Source organism: Mycobacterium sp. 1465703.0 (assembly GCF_001672975.1).
In the GTDB taxonomy this organism is placed as follows: domain Bacteria; phylum Actinomycetota; class Actinomycetes; order Mycobacteriales; family Mycobacteriaceae; genus Mycobacterium.
In genome coordinates, this window is sequence record NZ_LZKU01000216.1 from 12604 (window position 1) to 31119 (window position 18516).

General features: G+C 67.9%; 14 protein-coding genes and 1 pseudogene. 6 read left to right on the forward strand and 9 right to left on the reverse strand.

Annotation, left to right across the window (positions count from 1 at the left end):
• Positions 1–10 precede the first annotated feature (10 nt).
• From A5625_RS20770 to A5625_RS20790, 5 genes are all read right to left on the reverse strand, one after another.
• A complete protein-coding gene (locus tag A5625_RS20770) occupies positions 11–850 on the reverse strand; it encodes a shikimate dehydrogenase (protein WP_066998310.1) in 840 nt (279 codons plus the stop codon).
• Positions 828–2072, reverse strand: coding sequence for an endolytic transglycosylase MltG (gene mltG, locus A5625_RS30270; protein ID WP_066998312.1), 1245 nt, complete (start codon positions 2070–2072; stop codon positions 828–830). Before mltG ends, A5625_RS20770 begins: the two co-directional genes overlap by 23 nt.
• Entirely contained in the window at positions 2065–2571 is a 507-nt protein-coding gene (ruvX, locus tag A5625_RS20780; protein WP_066998316.1) for a Holliday junction resolvase RuvX, read from the reverse strand. The genes mltG and ruvX overlap by 8 nt, the downstream gene beginning before the upstream one ends.
• Complete coding sequence (gene alaS, locus A5625_RS20785; protein ID WP_066998319.1) at positions 2572–5274, reverse strand: alanine--tRNA ligase; 2703 nt, start codon at positions 5272–5274, stop codon at positions 2572–2574. It lies immediately after the preceding gene.
• A 137-nt stretch (positions 5275–5411) separates the two neighbouring features.
• Positions 5412–5801, reverse strand: coding sequence for a secondary thiamine-phosphate synthase enzyme YjbQ (locus A5625_RS20790; RefSeq protein WP_197516171.1), 390 nt, complete (start codon positions 5799–5801; stop codon positions 5412–5414).
• A gap of 165 nt (positions 5802–5966) precedes the next feature.
• Between A5625_RS20790 and A5625_RS20795 the strand changes: the two genes are divergently transcribed.
• Positions 5967–6590 carry a hypothetical protein gene (locus A5625_RS20795; RefSeq protein ID WP_066998326.1) on the forward strand — a complete coding sequence of 208 codons (624 nt, stop codon included), beginning with the start codon at positions 5967–5969 and terminating at the stop codon, positions 6588–6590.
• Positions 6591–6654: 64 nt separating this feature from the next.
• Here the strand turns inward: A5625_RS20795 and A5625_RS20800 are convergent, their stop codons facing one another.
• Entirely contained in the window at positions 6655–6990 is a 336-nt protein-coding gene (locus tag A5625_RS20800) for a hypothetical protein (RefSeq protein WP_066998353.1), read from the reverse strand.
• Positions 6991–6995: 5 nt separating this feature from the next.
• Positions 6996–8351 (reverse strand): replication-associated recombination protein A, encoded by a 1356-nt coding sequence (locus A5625_RS20805; RefSeq protein WP_066998329.1) that lies wholly within the window; start codon positions 8349–8351, stop codon positions 6996–6998.
• Positions 8352–8462: 111 nt separating this feature from the next.
• Between A5625_RS20805 and A5625_RS29260 the strand changes: the two genes are divergently transcribed.
• From A5625_RS29260 to A5625_RS20820, 3 genes are all read left to right on the forward strand, one after another.
• On the forward strand, positions 8463–9554 hold the full coding sequence (locus A5625_RS29260; protein WP_066998332.1) for a hypothetical protein: 1092 nt from the start codon (positions 8463–8465) through the stop codon (positions 9552–9554).
• A gap of 93 nt (positions 9555–9647) precedes the next feature.
• Complete coding sequence (locus A5625_RS20815) at positions 9648–12971, forward strand: DUF2126 domain-containing protein (protein WP_066998335.1); 3324 nt, start codon at positions 9648–9650, stop codon at positions 12969–12971.
• A 53-nt stretch (positions 12972–13024) separates the two neighbouring features.
• Positions 13025–15634 carry a circularly permuted type 2 ATP-grasp protein gene (locus tag A5625_RS20820; RefSeq protein ID WP_156748415.1) on the forward strand — a complete coding sequence of 870 codons (2610 nt, stop codon included), beginning with the start codon at positions 13025–13027 and terminating at the stop codon, positions 15632–15634.
• Here A5625_RS20820 and A5625_RS20825 read toward each other — a convergent pair.
• Both A5625_RS20825 and A5625_RS20830 read right to left on the reverse strand, forming a co-directional pair.
• Positions 15631–16686, reverse strand: a complete 1056-nt coding sequence (locus A5625_RS20825; protein WP_066998341.1) for a putative zinc-binding metallopeptidase — start codon at positions 16684–16686, stop codon at positions 15631–15633. The two genes, A5625_RS20820 and A5625_RS20825, sit on opposite strands and share 4 nt — an antisense overlap.
• Complete coding sequence (locus tag A5625_RS20830) at positions 16679–17650, reverse strand: transglutaminase family protein (RefSeq protein ID WP_066998344.1); 972 nt, start codon at positions 17648–17650, stop codon at positions 16679–16681. The genes A5625_RS20825 and A5625_RS20830 overlap by 8 nt, the downstream gene beginning before the upstream one ends.
• A 98-nt stretch (positions 17651–17748) precedes the next feature.
• Here A5625_RS20830 and A5625_RS20835 point away from each other — a divergent pair, with 98 nt between their 5' ends.
• A complete protein-coding gene (locus A5625_RS20835; RefSeq protein ID WP_066998347.1) occupies positions 17749–18138 on the forward strand; it encodes an MmcQ/YjbR family DNA-binding protein in 390 nt (129 codons plus the stop codon).
• A 135-nt stretch (positions 18139–18273) separates the two neighbouring features.
• Positions 18274–18516, forward strand: a pseudogene (locus A5625_RS20840) (aromatic acid exporter family protein); the annotation flags it as partial.

The window sequence follows — 18516 nt, forward strand, 5'->3', positions numbered from 1 at the left end:
GCGCGGCAGGCTATTCCGGTGCGGCCACCGCGCAAGTCATGGCCTCGCGCGGCGCGGGCAGCCCGGTGAACTGTTCCACTTGCGCGAAAGCCTGGTGCAGCAGCATCTGCAGGCCGCTGATCACCTGCCCGCCGGCGGCGCTCACCGCGGCGGCCAGCGGCGTGGGCCACGGGTCGTAGACGGCGTCGAGCAGCACCCCGATGCGCGCCAGCGTGCCGGCATATTGTGCCGCGACGTCCGCCGGGATGGTGCTGACCAGCACGTCGGCGGCCGCCACCTCATCGGACAGCCCGCCGCCGTCCAGGTCGCAGAACCGGGTCGCCACGCCCAGCTGCGCGCCCAGGTCCAGCAACCGGGCCGCCTTGTCGGGGTTGCGCGCCACCACGGTGATGCCGGTGACGCCCAGCGCGGCCAGACCGGCGACGGCCGCCGGCGCGGTGCCACCCGATCCACAGACCAGCGCCCATCCAAAGGCCTGCCCTGTCACCGCGAGCGCCCCGGCCACCCCGTCGATGTCGGTGTTGTCGGCCCGCCAGCCGGTCGGTGTGCGCACCAGGGTGTTGGCCGATCCCACTCGCTGGGCACGCTCGGTGCGCTCGTCGGCGAACCGCAGGGCGGCGAACTTGCCGGGCATGGTCACCGACACCCCGACCCATTCCGGCCCGAACCCGCCGACCAGGCCGGGCAGCTGTTCGGCATCGCATTCGATGCGCTCATAGGTCCAGTCGGTCAGGCCCAGCGCACGATAGGCGGCCAGGTGCAGCTGTGGGGACTTCGAATGGGCGATCGGCTTGCCGAGCACGGCCGCCTTGCGAGCAGGTGCCGGTTCAGCGCGCGGAGTCGAGGACACCGTTGCGTTTGGCCAGTTCGATGTTGGCCAGATGTTGCTGATAATCGCGGGTGAACAGCGTCGTGCCCTGGCCGTCGATGGTGACGAAGTACAGCCAGTCGCCGGAATCGGGGTGCTCGGCGGCATGCAGCGCGTCGATACCGGGCGAGCAGATCGCGGTGGCGGGCAGCCCCTGCGAGACGTAGGTGTTCCACGGTGTCTTCTGGGCGCGGTCGGCATCGGTGGTGGCTACCTCGCGGCGGTCCAGCGGGTAGTTGACCGTCGAGTCGAATTCCAGCGTGTGGTGCGCGTGCAGGCGGTTGTAAATGACCTGGGCCACCTTGGCAAAGTCCTGCGTCTTGGATTCCTGCTGCACCAGCGAGGCAACCACCAGGATGTCGTACGGCGACAGGCCCATCGCCTGGGCGGTGTCCACCAGCCCGGACTTCACGTACTCCTCGGCCCCGGCGCCGATCAGGCTGGCCAGGATGGTCTGCGCGGAGGCGGACGGATCGACGTTGAAGGTGCCCGGCGCGATCAGGCCTTCGACCCGGTGATGATCGGTGCCTAGCTCGGTGACCGGCTCGACGGCCCACGCCGGCACCGTCAGCGCGGCGGTGCTGCTGTTGGACGCGGCGGCGCGCAGGTCCTGCACCGGGACACACCGCTTGTTTCCGTCCAAATTCACACAGGTGGCGCGCGAGATCAGCGTCAGGATTCCCGGCGTCACCACGTTGGTCTTCATGTCGGTGGTGTCGTCGAGCTGACGGCCTTCCGGGATGACCAGCCGGCCCACTCGGCTGTTCGGATCGGTCAGCCGCTTGACGGCGTTGGCCGCCGGGATCTCGGTGCGCACCCGATAGAAGCCGGGCTGGATCGAGGAGATCTTGCTGTTGCCGTGCGCGGCGTTGACGAACGCCCGAACGGTCTTGATGACCTGTTCTTTCTGCAGCGTCTCGCCGATATTGGTGGTCGAGTCACCGGCCTGAACCTGGATCACCAGGTCCCGTTTGCCGCCACCGCTGTAGTCGTCACCGACCCCGAACAGGGTGTGCCACAGCTTGCCGCCCGCGAAAACACCGGCCAGCACCACCACGACGAACACCGCGAGCGCGACCTTGACGACCAGGCGCCGCCTGCGGCCCCGTTTGGCCTGCTTCCGGGTCACCCTGCTGGAGCGGCGCCGGGGCGGCTCCCCCACGGCCTCCGGCTCGGCCCGTTCTTTCCGTGCGCTGTCAACCATCGCTGAGCTCTCCCGCCGCCGCCGCGCGGCGCTGATCCAGCCAACTCTGCAGGATCGCCACCGCCGCCGCCTGATCGATCACCGCACGCTGCTCCTTGGCCCGCACACCGGCCGCCCGCAGCGATCGCTGCGCGGCCACCGTGGTCAGTCGCTCATCGGCCAACCGTACCGGGGTGGGGGCGATCCGCTGGGCCAGCGCGTCGGCCAGCTCGATCGCGTCGATCGCCGACGGGCCGGTGCGGTCGGCCAGTGTGCGCGGTAATCCGACCACCACCTCGACAGCCTCCAATTCGGCGACCAGCTTGGCCAGTCGCCGAAGATGCTTGCCGCTGCGCTCGCGACGCACCGTCTCCACCGGCGTGGCCAGGATGGCGTCGGGGTCACTGCAGGCCACGCCGATGCGGACACTGCCGACGTCGATGCCGAGCCGTCGTCCCCGGCCAGGGTCCTGGTGCGGATCGCCGGGCCGGTCAGGCAAACGGTGCTGTGTCCAGACCACTCAATCGACCCGCGCTATCACGGCGATCTCGGAACGTACCGCGTCGAGCGCTGCGTCGATGCCGGTCGGGTCCTTGCCGGAACCCTGCGCCAGGTCCGCCTTGCCGCCGCCGCGGCCGTCGACGGACGCGGCGAGCTGCTTGACCAGGTCGTTGGCCCGAAGGCCGAGGTCTTGGGCGGCCGGGTTGGCGGCGACAGCGTAGGGCACGGACCCGCTTTCGCCCTCGGCGATCAGCGCGACCACCGCGGGATCGCTGCCCAGCTTGCCGCGGATGTCACCGGCCAGGGAGCGCAGGTCTCCCGCCGTCATCCCGCCCGACATCCGTTGCGCCACCACTCGGACGTTACCGATACGGTCCGCGCCGGCCGCAGCGTTGGTCGCGGCGGCCCGTGCGCCGGCCATCCGGGCGCGCTCGAGTTCCTTCTCCGCCGCCTTGAGCCGCTCCACCAGATTGGCCACTCGGGCGGGCACCTCTTCGGACGGCACCTTCAGCGACGACGCCAGCCCGGCCATCAGCGCGCGCTCCTTGGCCAGGTGCCGGAAACTCTCCAGACCGACGTAGGCCTCGACCCGGCGCACCCCGGAACCGACCGAGGATTCGCCCAAAATCGTCACCGGCCCGATCTGCGCCGAGTTGTGCACATGGGTTCCACCACACAGCTCCAGCGAGAATGGGCCGCCGATCTCCACCACCCGAACCTGGTCCGGGTAGGCCTCGCCGAACATGGCCATCGCGCCCATCGCCTTGGCCTTCTCCAGCTGCTCGGTGAACGTGTGCACCTCGAAGTCGGCCTGCACGGCCTGGTTCGTCACCTCTTCGACCTGGGTGCGTTGTTCTTCGGACAGCGGCCCCTGCCAGTTGAAGTCGAACCGCAAGTAGCCCGGACGATTCAACGATCCGGCCTGAACGGCGTTGGGCCCCAGCACCTGTCGCAGCGCCGCGTGCACCATGTGGGTGCCCGAGTGGCCCTGGGTGGCGCCCCGGCGCCAGTGCGGGTCGACCGCGGCGATGACGGTGTCGCCCTCCACGAATTCACCGGACTCCACGTTAACCCGGTGCACCCACAGGGTTTTCGCGATCTTCTGCACATCGGTAACCGCCGCGCGGGCGCTTTCTCCGGCACCCGTTCCGCTGATGGTGCCCTCGTCGGCGATCTGGCCGCCGGACTCGGCGTAGAGCGGGGTGCGGTCCAGCACCAATTCGACCCGGTCGGCACCCGCGCTGCCGTGGGTGACCACCGGAACCCGCTTGCCGTCCACGAAGATGCCCAAAATTCGTGCCTCGGAAGTCAGTTCATCAAAGCCGGTGAATTCGGTGGGGCCTGCGTCGACCAGTTCACGATAGGCGGTCAGATCAGCGTGCGCGTGTTTGCGCGCGGCCGCGTCGGCCTTGGCGCGGCGGCGCTGCTCGGCCATCAGTTCCCGGAAGCCGATTTCGTCCACGTGCAGACCGGCCTCCGACGCCATCTCCAGGGTCAGCTCGATCGGGAAGCCGTAGGTGTCATGCAGGGTGAAGGCATCTGAACCCGAAATCGCTTTCGCACCAGAGGCTTTGGTGATGCCGGCTACCTCGTCGAACAACTTCGACCCCGCCGTCAGCGTGCGGTTGAACGCGGTTTCCTCGGCGACGGCGATGCGCCGGATCCGATCGAAGTCGGCGACAAGCTCGGGATACGAAGGGCCCATCGCGTCGCGCACGGTGGCCATCAGGTCACCGACGATGGGACCCTCGATGTCGAGCAGCCTGGCCGAGCGGATCACCCTGCGCAGCAACCGGCGCAGCACGTAACCGCGGCCGTCGTTGCCGGGCGTGACGCCGTCGCCGATCAGGATGGCCGCGGTGCGGCTGTGGTCGGCGATCACCCGGTAGCGCACATCGTCGTCGTGGTTGCCGACATCGTAGCCGCGGGGCGCCCGCGCGGCCGCGGTGTCGATGACCGGCCGCAACAAGTCGGTCTCGTAGACGTTGTGCACGCCCTGCAGGATGAAGGCGACCCGCTCCACACCCATGCCGGTGTCAATGTTCTTGCGCGGCAACGGCCCGAGGATCTCGAAGTCGGCCTTGCCGGTGCCCTCGCCGCGTTCGTTCTGCATGAACACGAGATTCCAGATCTCGATGTAGCGGTCCTCGTTGGCGATCGGGCCGCCCTCGACGCCGAACTCCGGCCCGCGGTCGTAGTAGATCTCCGAGGACGGTCCGCACGGGCCGGGGATGCCCATCGACCAGTAGTTGTCTTCCATGCCGCGGCGCTGAATGCGGTCCTCGGGCAGCCCGGCGATCTCCTGCCACAGCTGCACCGCCTCGTCGTCGTCGAAAAAGACTGTGGTCCATATCCGTTCGGGATCCAGCCCGTAGCCGCCCTGCTCGACGTCGTTGGTCAGCAGCGCCCAGGCCAGTTCGATGGCGCCGCGCTTGAAATAGTCGCCGAACGAGAAGTTGCCGGCCATCTGAAAGAACGTGTTGTGCCGGGTGGTGATCCCGACCTCGTCTATATCGGGAGTGCGAATGCACTTCTGGATGCTGGTGGCGGTCGAGTATTCGGGTGTGCGCGCCCCCAAGAAGTAGGGCACGAACTGAACCATGCCCGCATTGACGAACAGCAGGTTGGGGTCATCGAGGATCACCGATGCGCTCGGCACCTCGGTGTGGCCCGCCTTCACGAAATGATCAAGAAACCGCTTCCTGATCTCGTGTGTCTGCACTGAAGTTCGCTTCTTCCTGTTGCTTCGACTTACTTCGACGTCTCATTCCCAGCGTATTCGCCGCGCTATGGAAAGCCCGTCTAACGACGCATTTCGACCGCTCACAGTACCTGCCCGGGGCGCCGGGTACCGAGCCACTAACCCTCCAGAAAGCTCAGCCGGACCGAGCGTTGCGGATTGTCCCGGTTCAGGTCGACCAGGACGATGCTCTGCCACGTCCCCAGCATCGGCTCCCCGCCCGACACCGGAACGGTGACCGACGGCGCGATGAGTGCCGGCATCACATGATCGGCGCCGTGGCCCGCAGAACCGTGCGAATGCCGGTACCGGTCGTCGCGCGGCAGCAACCGTTCCAGCGTGTCGACCAGGTCGTCGTCGGAGCCGGCACCCGTCTCGATGATGGCCACCCCGGCCGTGGCGTGCGGGATGAACACGTTGCACAAGCCGTCGCCGCGCGACCAGCAAAAGCCACGCACCGCCTCGGTGAGATCGACGATGCGGCGGCGCGAGGTGTCCACGTCCAACACGTCGGTATGCATCCCGACCAGCCTACGGCGCCGGACTCACGACCAGCCAATCGTTTGTGAGCGCGGCCACAGTTGGGCATTGCGGCGCGCAACCGGCAGGAGGAAGGTAACTGGTGGGACCGGTGGCGCCACCGGGGCGCCGCCCCGACATAGGAGGGGTCGACCGTGTACGCACGCTCCACCACCATCCAGGCGCAACCCCTGTCGGTCGACATCGGTATTGCGCACGTTCGCGACGTCGTCATGCCCGCCCTCACCGAGATCGACGGGTGCGTGGGCCTGTCGCTGTTGGTCGACCGGCAAACCGGCACCTGTATCGCCACCAGTTCGTGGGAAACCATGGAGGCGATGCGCGGCAGCGCCGAGCGGGTCGCACCCATCCGTGACCGGGCCGCGCTGATGTTCGACGGCAGCGCGAGGGTCGAGGAGTGGGACATCCCGCTGCTGCACCGCCGCCACCCGTCCCGCCCCGGCGCGTATGTCCGCGCCACCTGGCTCAAAGTGGTGCCCGATCAGCTCAGCAGATCGCTGGACTTCTATCGGATGGCGGTGCTGCCCGAGTTGCAGGAACTCGACGGGTTCTGCAGCGCCAGCCTGATGGTCGACCACCCCGCCTGCCGACGGGCCGTGACCTGCTCGACGTTCGACTCCATGGAGGCGATGGCCCGCAACCGCGACCGGGCCAGCGAACTGCGCAGCAGGCGGGTGCGCGAACTGGGCGCCGAGGTGATCGACGTCGCCGAGTTCGAGCTGGCGATCGCCCACCTGCGAGTGCCCGAATTGGTCTAGCCCGGCGCCGATGCGCGCCGCGAAGCGGCGAAAGGAGAAGCCGGGCAATCAGGCTGATCCCTGGCTAGGGCAGCGCGTCGCCGGGAAATCCGCGGCAGGGGTGCACCTGGTAGGTGAAGACCCCCGCCGTCACCCCGGGGTCATCGGCCATCAGGGCGGTGGTCTCGTCCACGGTCGCGTCGAACACCCCGATGCCACAGACGTCGGACTCGTCATCGACCGGCAGCACCACCGCGAGCACGCCGTCGTCGCGTAGCCCGAAGTTGCGCCGTCCGTGCTCCCAGACGATCGCCGGTGACGACTCGTCACCGAACCTCGGTCCGCGCTTGAGGATGACCACGCTGTAGGGCTTGGCGGTGGGCAGCAGTTGGCCCATCTCCTCGTCGGTGAACGTTTTCATTTTTGTCACCTCCGCCTGTTACGGATGATGGCGCGCAGCCGATCCAGCCGGCCGGCCATTTCGCGCTCACCGCCGCGCCCGGTAGGCCGATAATAGTCGACACCGACCAGCTCGTCGGGTGGATATTGTTGTCCGACAACACCATCCGGGTTGTCGTGTGAGTACTTGTAGCCCTGCGCGTTGCCCAGCCCGGCTGCGCCCGAGTAGTGCCCGTCACGCAGATGGGGCGGAACCAGACCGGCTTTGCCGCCCCTGATGTCGTTCATCGCCGCGCCGAGCGCCGTGGTGACCGCGTTCGACTTCGGTGCGGTGGCCAGATAAATCGTGCAATGCGCCAGGGTGAGCTGCGCCTCGGGCATGCCGATCAGCGCGACCGTCTGGGCGGCCGCAACCGCGACCTGCAGCGCGGTCGAGTCGGCCATGCCGATGTCCTCGCTGGCCAGGATCATCAGCCGGCGTGCGACGAACCGCGGGTCCTCGCCGGCGACGAGCATGCGGGCCAGATAGTGCAGCGCGGCGTCGACGTCCGAGCCGCGCACCGACTTGATGAAGGCGCTGATGACGTCGTAGTGCTGGTCGCCGTCCCGGTCATAACGCACCGCGGCTTCGTCCAGGGACTGTTCGATGGCGGCGACCGTCAAGTCGGCACCGGGTTGCACCGACTCGGCGGCGACCTCCAACGCCGTCAGCGCGCGCCGCGCGTCACCGGCGGCCAGTCGCACCAGCAGGTCGATCGCGTCGGGCGCGACCGGGATCTGCCCGCGCAGACCGCGCGGATCATCGATGGCGCGCTGCACCACCGCCCGGATGTCGTCGGCGCTCAGCGGGCGCAATTGCAGGATCAGCGAGCGGGACAACAGCGGCGCCACCACCGAGAAGCTCGGGTTCTCGGTGGTCGCCGCCACCAGCAGCACCACCCGATTCTCGACGGCCGACAGCAACGCGTCCTGCTGGGTCTTGGAGAACCGGTGCACCTCGTCGATGAACAACACCGTCTGCTCACCGTGAAGGAGCGCGGTGCGTGCCTTTTCGATCACCGCGCGAACATCTTTGACACCGGCCGACAACGCCGACAGCGCCTCGAACCGGCGGCCGGTCGCCTGCGAGATCAGCGCGGCCAGCGTTGTCTTGCCGCTCCCGGGCGGCCCGTACAAGATGGCCGACGCGACGCCCGAGCCCTCGACCAGGCGGCGCAGCGGCGATCCGTGCGCCAGCAGATGATCTTGGCCGACCACCTCGTCCAACGATGCCGGGCGCATCCGGACCGCCAGGGGTGCACCGCCCGACACGCCCAGCCCGTCATCGGTTGGCTGCGGCGTACCGGGTAGGTCAAACAGACCGTCGGACACGGCTTCAGGCATACCACGAAGCCGCAACACGGGTCGCGCACATCTGGCGAGGCTCCCAAAGCCGTCGGATACTTGTTAAATTCTGCGACGCATGCCCAGAACGTCGACGACGTAGGAGTGGCGATGAGCCAACCCCCGGAGCACCCCGGCAATCCGAGCGAGCCGCAAGGTAATCCCGATCCCGCCGGCTACCCGCCTCCCGGTTATGGGCAGCCTGGGCCGCCCGGGCCGCAGCACGGATATGGACCGCCGCCCGGCTATGGGGCACCGCCCGGATACGGCCCGCCCCCCGGATACGGCCCGCCCCCCGGATACGGGGCACCGCCCGGCTACGGGCCGCCGCCCGGTGGCCCAGCGGGGCCACCTCCCGGTTACGGCCCACCCCAGGGTTACGGCGCGCCGCCGCCTGGCGGGTACGCGCCACCCGGCTACGGCCCACCGGGATACCCGCCGCCGGGCTACCCGCCCTCCGGCTATCCCGCCGGGGGCCCGCAGCAGTTCAGCATCGGCGAAGGCTTCTCCTGGGCGTGGAACAAGTTCAGCAAGAACGCCGTCCCGCTGATTGTCGCGTTGCTGGTGTACTTCGTGGTCGGGCTGATCCTGCACGGGCTGGTATTCGTGCTGCTGGGCGGGGGCGACGCCACAACGAGCAACGCCGACGGCGATTACGCGGCGTCGTTTTCGGGCGGCACGGGCGGCGTCGGCGCGATCGTTCTGCAGATCGTGTTCTTCGTCTACACCATCTTCGTCCAGGCGGCGGTCCTGTCGGGGGCCCTGGACATCGCCGATGGCCGGCCGGTGACCGTCAGTTCGTTCTTCAAGCCGCGCCACTTCGGCAACGTGCTGCTCGCCGCCGCACTGCTCAGCGTGATCAGCGTGGCATTGGACGCGCTGTCGCTGATCCCGCCGACATTCATCTTCAACTTGTTGGCGCTGTTGGCCGTTGCGGTCTTCAGCTTCTTCGCGTTGTTCACCATCGCCTTCGCGACGGATCGCGGCCTGCCGGCGATCCCGGCGTTGAAGGCGAGCTTCACTACCGTCCGCGCCAACATCGGCAGCACCCTGCTGTCCTGGCTGGTGCAGGCGGCGGTCGTGCTGATCGGTTTCCTGCTGTGCTTCATCGGCCTGATCGTCGCCGTCCCGATAGCGCTGTTGATCCAGGTCTACACGTACCGTCGCTTGTCCGGTGGATCGGTTGCGCCGCTGAGCCAGTGACGATCACCGTCGACTGATGCGGCGCGGCCGCGGCTTGGGCCCGCCATTGCGGTGCGCTGCGCCGTACCGACGCGTGTGATGGGATCAGCGGTTATGAGCATCAAAGTTGCGCTGGAGCACCGCACCAGCTACACCTTTGACCGGCTGGTACGGGTGTATCCGCACGTTGTGCGGCTGCGCCCGGCGCCGCACACCCGCACGCCCATCGAGGCCTACTCGTTGCGTATCGAACCCGACGAACACTTCATCAACTGGCAACAGGATGCGGTGGGCAATTTCCTTGCCCGACTGGTGTTTCCGGACCCAATGCGACGCCTGACCATCACCGTCGGGTTGATCGCCGACCTCAAGGTGATCAACCCGTTCGACTTCTTCATCGAGGACTGGGCCGAAACATGGAGGCCCGCCGGCGGAACCGGACTGAGCTATCCCAAGGAGCTTGCCGAAGACCTGGAGCCCTACCTGCGCCCGGTCGACGAACAGGGCGACGGCTCAGGCCCGGGCGAGTTGGTACGGGAGTGGCTGGGCAACTTTTCGGTGCGCCCCGGCACCCGCACCATCGACATGCTGGTCGAACTCAACCGTGCGATCAACGCCGACGTCGCCTACAGCCTGCGGATGGAACCCGGCGTACAGACACCGGATTACACGTTGCGGGCCGGGGTCGGCTCGTGTCGCGATTCGGCCTGGCTGCTGGTGTCGATCCTGCGCCAGATGGGGCTGGCCGCCCGCTTCGTGTCCGGCTACCTGGTGCAGCTGGCGTCCGACATCGAGGCGCTGGACGGGCCGTCGGGACCGGTCGCCGACTTCACCGACCTGCACGCCTGGACCGAGGTGTACATCCCCGGCGCGGGCTGGATCGGGCTCGATCCGACGTCCGGGCTGTTCGCCGGCGAGGGTCACATCCCGCTGGCCGCCACACCGCACCCGACATCCGCGGCACCCATCAGCGGGGGCACCGAGCCGTGCACGTCGACGCTGGAGTTCTCCAACACCGTCACCCGGGTCCACGAAGATCCGCGCGTCACACTGCCTTACACCGACGACGCGTGGCGGACGATCTGCGAGGTCGGCCAGCGCGTCGACGAGCGGCTGGCCGCGGCCGACGTCCGGCTGACCATTGGTGGCGAGCCGACGTTCGTGTCGGTGGACGATCAAATCGCCAAGGAGTGGACCACGGACGCCGACGGGCCGCTCAAGCGGCGGCGGGCGTCCGATCTGGCGGCCCGGCTCAAAACCGTGTGGGCGCCCAACGGCGTGGTCCAGCGCGGCCAGGGCCGCTGGTATCCGGGAGAACCTTTGCCGCGCTGGCAGATTGCGTTGCACTGGCGCACCGACGGGCGTCCGCTGTGGTCCGACGAAACACTGTTGGCCGATCCGTGGAGCAGCGCGCCGGATCGCCGGGCCGACAACGAGGCGGCCTACCAGGTGCTCGCGTGGGTCGCCGACGGCCTCGGGCTGCCGGCCTCGCAGGTGCGGTCGGCCTACGAAGACCCGCTGCATCGGCTGGTGGCCAAAGTTCGCGAGCCGGAAGGGGTTCCGGTGGACCCCGAGGACGACCTGGAGACCGACTCCCCCGCCGGCCGCGCGGCTCTGCTGACCCGACTGGACGAAACCGTCACGACGCCAACGGCATTCGTTCTTCCACTGCACCGGCGCGACGATGACCTCGGCTGGGCCAGTGCCGACTGGCGGCTGCGCCGCGGTCGTATCGTGTTGCTGCCCGGCGATTCTCCGGCGGGGCTACGGTTGCCGCTGGACTCGATCAGCTGGAAACCGCCGCGCCCGGCGTTCGACGCCGACCCCCTTGCCGTCGGCGACGCGCTGTCGACGGACTCCCCCACTGCCGAGGTCGTCGACCCGGACGGGGCGCCGCCGACCGCGATGGTGACCGAGATCCGGGATGGGCTGCTCTACATCTTCCTGCCCCCCACCGCGGCGCTCGAGCATTACGTCGACCTGATCACCCGGATCGAGGCCGCGGCGACGAAGGCCGACTGCCCGGTGGTGATCGAAGGATATGATCCCCCACCGGACCCGCGGCTGCGCTCGACCACCATCACCCCGGACCCCGGGGTGATCGAAGTCAACGTCGCACCCACCGCCAGCTTCGCCGAACAGCATCAACAGCTCGAGACCCTCTATGCGCAAGCCAGGTTGGCCCGCCTGTCCACCGAGTCCTTCGACGTCGACGGCACGCACGGCGGCACTGGCGGTGGCAACCACATCACACTGGGCGGCGTGACGCCCGCGGATTCACCGCTGCTGCGCCGTCCCGATCTACTGGTCTCGCTGCTGACCTACTGGCAGCGTCACCCGTCGCTGTCTTATCTGTTCGCCGGCCGGTTCGTCGGCACCACGTCGCAGGCGCCGCGAGTGGACGAGGGCCGCGCCGAAGCCCTCTACGAACTCGAGATCGCGTTCGCCGAGATAGCCCGACTGGGTGGCGGCGGCGCCACCAAACCGTGGGTGATCGACCGCGCGTTGCGCCACCTGCTCACCGACATCACCGGCAACACCCATCGCGCCGAGTTCTGCATCGACAAGCTCTACAGCCCGGACAGCGCCCGCGGCCGGCTTGGTCTGCTGGAACTGCGCGGCTTCGAGATGCCGCCCCATCTGCACATGGCCATGGTGCAGTCGCTGTTGGTGCGCTCGCTGGTCGCCTGGTTCTGGGAGGAACCCCTGCGCGCACCGCTGATCCGCCACGGCGCCAACTTGCATGGCCGATACCTGTTGCCGCACTTCCTGATTCACGATATCGCCGATGTCGCTGCCGACTTGCGCGCGCACGGCATCGGGTTCGAGACCAGCTGGCTGGATCCGTTCACCGAGTTCCGGTTCCCGCGCATCGGCACCGCGGTGTTCGACGGCGTGGAGATAGAACTGCGCGGCGCAATCGAGCCGTGGACCACGTTGGGCGAAGAGTCCACCGCCACCGGCACCGCCCGCTACGTCGACTCCTCGGTCGAGCGCATCCAGGTGCGCATCATCGGGGCCGACCGTCACCGCTATGTGTTGACCGCCAACGGTTATCCGGTGCCGTTGCTGGCCACCGACAATCCCGACATCCACGTGGGCGGGGTGCGGTTCAAGGCCTGGCAGCCGCCCAGCGCACTCCATTCGACCATCTCGGCTGACGGGCCGTTGCAGTTCGAGCTGATCGACCTCACCACCGGAACGTCACGCGGCGGCTGCACCTACCACGTCGCCCATCCCGGCGGGCGGGCCTACGACACGCCGCCTGTCAACGCCGTAGAGGCCGAGGCGCGCCGCGCCCGCCGGTTCGAGGCAACCGGCTTCACCCCGGGCAAAGTCGATTTGTCCGGCATCCGGGAGAAGCAGGCCCGGATCTTCACCGATATCGGCGCGCCGGGAATCCTCGACCTGCGCCGCGTGCGTACCGTTGCGCAGTAATGACGTTTGCGGACATGACATTCGGCACCGGTGGACCGACCGGGCCCGGCTCGATGGTCGGCACCGCGCGCTATGACGCCGATCGCCTGCTGGCCTCCTACCGCGCCGCGCGGGCCCAGGAAGCGCTGTTCGATCTGCGGCACGGTCCGGAAAGCGGCTACGACGAATTCGTCGACCGGGATGGCAATGTGCGCCCGGCGTGGGCCGAGTTGGCCGACACCATCGCCGAGCGCGGCCGCGCCGGGCTGGACCGGCTGCGCTCGGTGGTGCGCGGCCTCATCGACAACGACGGCATCACCTACACCGACGTCGAACCCGGCGGTCGCGGCCAGGAGCCCAGGCCCTGGCAGCTGGACACGCTGCCGATCGTGTTGTCCGCGGCCGATTGGGAGGTGCTCGAGGCCGGCCTGCTGCAGCGGTCGCGAGTGCTCGACGCCGTGCTGGCAGACCTGTACGGGCCACGCAGCCTGCTTACCGAAGGCATCCTGCCCCCGGAGCTGCTGTTCGGCCATCCCGGGTACCTGCGCGCGGCCAACGGAATCGAAATCCCGGGCCGCCACCAGCTTTTCATGCACGCCTGTGATGTCAGCCGGCGACCCGACGGTGACTTTCTGGTCAACGCCGACCGCACCCAGGCGCCCTCGGGCGCCGGTTATGCGCTCGCCGACCGGCGCGTGGTCGCGCACTCGATTCCCGACCTCTACGAGAAGATCGCGCCGCGCCCGACGACGCCGTTCGCCCAGGCGCTGCGGCTGGCGCTGATCGACGCGGCGCCCGACGACGCCCAGGACCCCGTGGTGGTGGTGCTGTCCCCGGGCATTTACTCCGAGACCGCGTTCGATCAGGCCTACCTGGCCACCCTGCTGGGTTTCCCGATGGTGGAAAGCGCCGATCTGGTGGTGCGCGACGGCATGTTGTGGATGCGCTCGCTGGGCACCTTGAAACGCGTCGACGTCGTCCTTCGCCGAGTCGACGCCGACTATTCGGACCCGCTGGATCTGCGCGCCGACTCCCGGCTCGGGGTAGCCGGGTTGGTGGAGGCGCAGCGTCGCGGAACGGTCACCGTGGTCAACACGTTGGGCAGCGGGATTCTGGAAAACCCTGGGCTGCTGCGTTTCCTGCCCCGGATGGCCGAGCACCTGCTGTCGGAAACCTTGCAGCTGCCCACCACAGAGGTCTACTGGGGCGGCATCGCCAGTGAGCGTTCGCACCTACTGGCGAATCTGTCGTCGTTGTTGGTGAAATCCACTGTCGGTGAGAACACCTTTGTCGGGCCTACACTCTCGTCTGACCAGCTGACCCGGTTGGCGACCCGGATCGAGACGATGCCCTGGCAGTGGATCGGTCAGGAGTTGCCGCAGTTCTCGTCGGCGCCGACCGACCACGCCGGGGTGTTGTCCTCAGCGGGTGTCGGCGTCCGATTGTTCACCGTCGCCCAGCGTGGCGGTTACGCGCCGATGATCGGCGGCATCGGTTACGTGCTGGCACCCGGATCCGCCGCGTACACCTTGAAAACGATTGCGGCCAAGGATGTCTGGGTGCGCCCCACCGAGCGGGTGAGCGCCGAGGCGATCAGCCTTCCGACGCCGGAACCGCCGGCGAAGACGGCCGCGGGTACCTGGGGCATCAGCTCGCCACGTGTGCTGTCGGATTTGTTCTGGATCGGCCGCTACGGCGAGCGCGCTGAGAGCATGGCGCGGCTGCTCATCGTCACCCGCGACCGGTTCCACGTCTACCGGCATCAGCAGCACAGCGAGGAAAGCGAATGTGTGCCGGTGCTGATTACCGCGCTGGGCCGCATCACCGGAACCGACACCACGGCCGACGGTGACCACGCTGAAATGATCGCCGTCGCTCCCTCCACCATGTGGTCACTCACCGTTGATCCGCGCCGGCCCGGCTCGCTGCTGGAATCCGTCGAAGGTCTGGCGCTGGCCGCCCGGGCGGTGCGCGACCAGATGTCCAACGACACCTGGATGGTGCTGGCCGCAGTGGAGCGCGCGCTGGCACTGGAAAGCGAACCGCCGCAATCACTTTCCGAGGCCGATGCGTTACTCACCAGAGCTCAGACTCAGACGCTGGCCGGCATGCTGACCCTGTCGGGGGTGGCCGGCGAGTCGATGGTGCGCGACGTGGGCTGGACGATGATGGACATCGGCAAGCGGATCGAACGCGGGCTGTGGCTGACGGCGTTGCTGCAGGCAACACTGACTGTCGTCCGCGGTGCCGCTGCCGAACAGACGGTCATCGAGTCCACCCTGGTGGCATGTGAGTCCTCGGTCATCTACCGGCGCCGCACGGTGGGCAAGGTCAGCGTGGCCGCCATGGCCGAGTTGATGCTGTTCGACCCGCAGAACCCACGGTCGTTGCTGTACCAGTTGGAGCGGCTGCGGGCCAATCTCAAGGAGTTGCCCGGTTCGTCGGGCTCGTCGCGCCCGGAACGGCTGGTGGACGAGATCAGCACCCTGCTGCGTCGGTCCGATCCCGCCGAGCTGGAACGGGTCAATGACGACGGGCGGCGCGCCGAGTTGGCGGGGCTGCTCAATTCGGTGCATCTCGAGCTGCGCAACCTGGCCGAGGTCATCACCACCACCCAGCTGGCGTTGCCCGGTGGTATGCAACCACTTTGGGGGCCCGACCAACGCCGGGTGATGCCGGCCTAACCGGCCACCGAGGCGGGACCGCGGGTCTCCGACGTGACCTCGTCGATCACGGTGTGGATGAACCTCATCTTCTCCAGCACCGTGACCGGCAGCACGAACGGGTACAGGTCGTCGTGACCCATCGACCGGTTCACCATGTTCAGCGACCATGACAACGGCAGCCACATGTCGATGATCGTCTGAAAAGCGCTGGGTCCCAGTGCCGGTCGGTCGAAGGTGGCCGACGCCGGCGCCAACCCACACCATGCCGAGGTATCCAGGGTGTCGCGGATGTGCAGGTAGTGGGCGAACGTCTCGGCCCAGTCCTCGGCGGGATGCATGGTGGCATAGGACGATACGAAGTCCTCCTGCCAGCCTTCGGGCGCGCCCTCACTGTAATGGCGGTCCAGCGCCTCCTGGTAATCGGCTTCGTGGTCGCCGAACAGTTCGTTGAACCGCGTCACGTAGTCGGCGAACGGCGCGATCAGCCGGTAGTAGTAGTAATGCCCGATCTCGTGGCGGAAGTGCCCCAGCAAGGTCCGGTACGGCTCGTCCATCTCGACGCGTAGCTGCTCGCGATGCGCGTCATCACCCTCGGCCAAATCTATCGTGATTACCCCGTTTTCGTGGCCGGTCATCACCTTCTCGTGCGCGCTGGACAACAACCTGAAGGCCAGCCCGTAGTCGGGGTCCTTGTCCCGCCCGACGATCGGCAGCTTCAACTCGTGCAGTTCGGCGATCAGCCGTCGTTTGGCCGCCTCGGCGCGGGCGAATTCCGCCATCCCGACGGTGTCGGCGTCGTTGGGTCGCTCGATGGTCAGCGCGCACGACGTGCACAGCAACCGGGGGTTGTTGACCGGGACCAGCCAATTGCATTCGGCCAGCAGCAGATTGGCGCAGAGTTGGTATTCGCTGGAGTGCACGAAGCCGGCGTGCTCGGTGGCATCGTCATCCGAGATCACCAGCAGCGCCATCTGGTCGAGCGAAAATCCCAGCGCACTACCGCAGTTCAGGCAGGTGGAGTTCTCGAAGGTCAGGCGCTGACCGCAGTTGGGGCAGGTGAAGTCACGCATACAGCACATCGCCTTCAAAGGGCACCACGTCGACCGCGACGTCGATCACGCTGTGCTCCGAGTCGGTGTAGATGATGCCCCGCAACGGCGGGACGTCCGCGTAATCACGCCCCCGGCCCACGATGATGTAGCGCTCGTCGACCATCTGGTCGTTGGTGGGATCGAGCCCCAACCACTCGAATTGGCCGGGCTGCTGAGGAGTCCACACCGCTGCCCAGGCGTGCGTGGCGTCGATGCCGATCATCCGATCCTTTCCGGGTGGCGGGTCGGTGGCCAGATACCCGGATACGTAACTGGCCGCCAACCCATTGGCTCGCAGGCAGGCGATCGCCAGCCTGGCAAAGTCTTGACATACCCCTTCTCGGGCGGCCAGAACCTCTTTGACTCCGGTGGAAATCGTCGTCGACCCCGACCGGTAGGTGAAGTCGGTGAAGATGCGTGACGCCAGATCGCGCAACACCTCGATCAACGGACGCCCGGCTGGGAAGCTGGGCGCCGCGTACTCGCGGATCTCGTCGGTGATCTCCGGCGGGTTCAAGTCCAAAGTGAACTCGGTCGCCAACGCCCCGCTGCGCCCGGCCGGCCGCGCCGCCTCCCACGGCTGGGCCGCCGGCCCGTCGGTGTACAGATCCGGGCCGGGCGGATAGACGTCGACGATGGAATCGCTGGTCACCTTCAGCGCGCGGTGTGGCTCGGTGACATGGAAATAGGAGCTGACGTTGCCGTAGGTGTCCACACTGGTGGAGCTGTCGGCGGGGCCCGGCTCGACGATCAGCCGATGCGCGACACAGCGTTGCCGCTGCGAGTCGCGCGGGGTGAGAAATCCGCGCCCGTAAGAGCTGGTCACCACGTCGGAGTAGCGGTATTCGGTGCGGTGGGTTACCCGGTGCCGCCGGGCGATCCCAGCCCCTGGTTCGCCTGGTTGTGCTGGCAAGCGCTTCCTCCTCCTCACCGCTGATCTCATCACATGCCGGCCAGCCATGGGGCCCGCGGGACATCTCCGGCGCCCCACCGTTTGCCGATCCGACGGCGCTTCGGCGAAAACGAGAGCACAATCGTGTTGTGGCCACGTGGGGCGAGGTCGCCCGCATCGTTGGTGAGCTGGCACTCACCTCCGAGCCGTCACCGCACGACTGGCGGGTCGGCAAGAAATTGCTGGCCTGGGAGCGGCCGCTGCGGCCCTCCGAGCGCGAGGAGCTGGCGCGCAACGGCTCCCAACCACCGGAGGGCGACATCCTCGGAGTCCGGGTGTCCGACGAGGGTGTCAAGTTCGCGCTGATCGATGATGATCCCGGAACGTACTTCACCACTCCCCATTTCGACGGCTATCCCGCGGTACTGGTCAACTTGGCCTCGATCTCGGCACGCGACCTCGAGGAGCTGATCACCGAGGCGTGGCTGACCCAGGCGCCACGGAAGCTGGTTCAGGAGTTCCTGGCCGACTCGCGCTGATCCGCTCAGCTGTGCCGAAGATCGATGACCCGTTGCAGGTCGTCGACGCAGGCGCTGACCACGTCGGCGAGTATCACTTGGGTTTTCTCGCGCGCGCCGGACTGCAGTTCGGCGGCGTGTTGACGCGCCGAGGCCGTGCACGTGGCCCTGCTGGCCGGCTCGGTGCTGCAACTGGCCCGGGCCGTCTCGCTGGGCGTGGACGAGCGCCGGGAGTGGCTTCCGGTGCGCGTGCACACGGTGCTGGTGGTGTTGGCGGCCGCGACCGCTCTCGCCGATTCCGATCCCGCCGGCGCCTGCGCGTACACGGCCTCGGCGCGTCAACACGCCGCCGAACTGCAGTCCGGCGCGCGCGAGAAAACCCAAGTGATACTCGCCGAC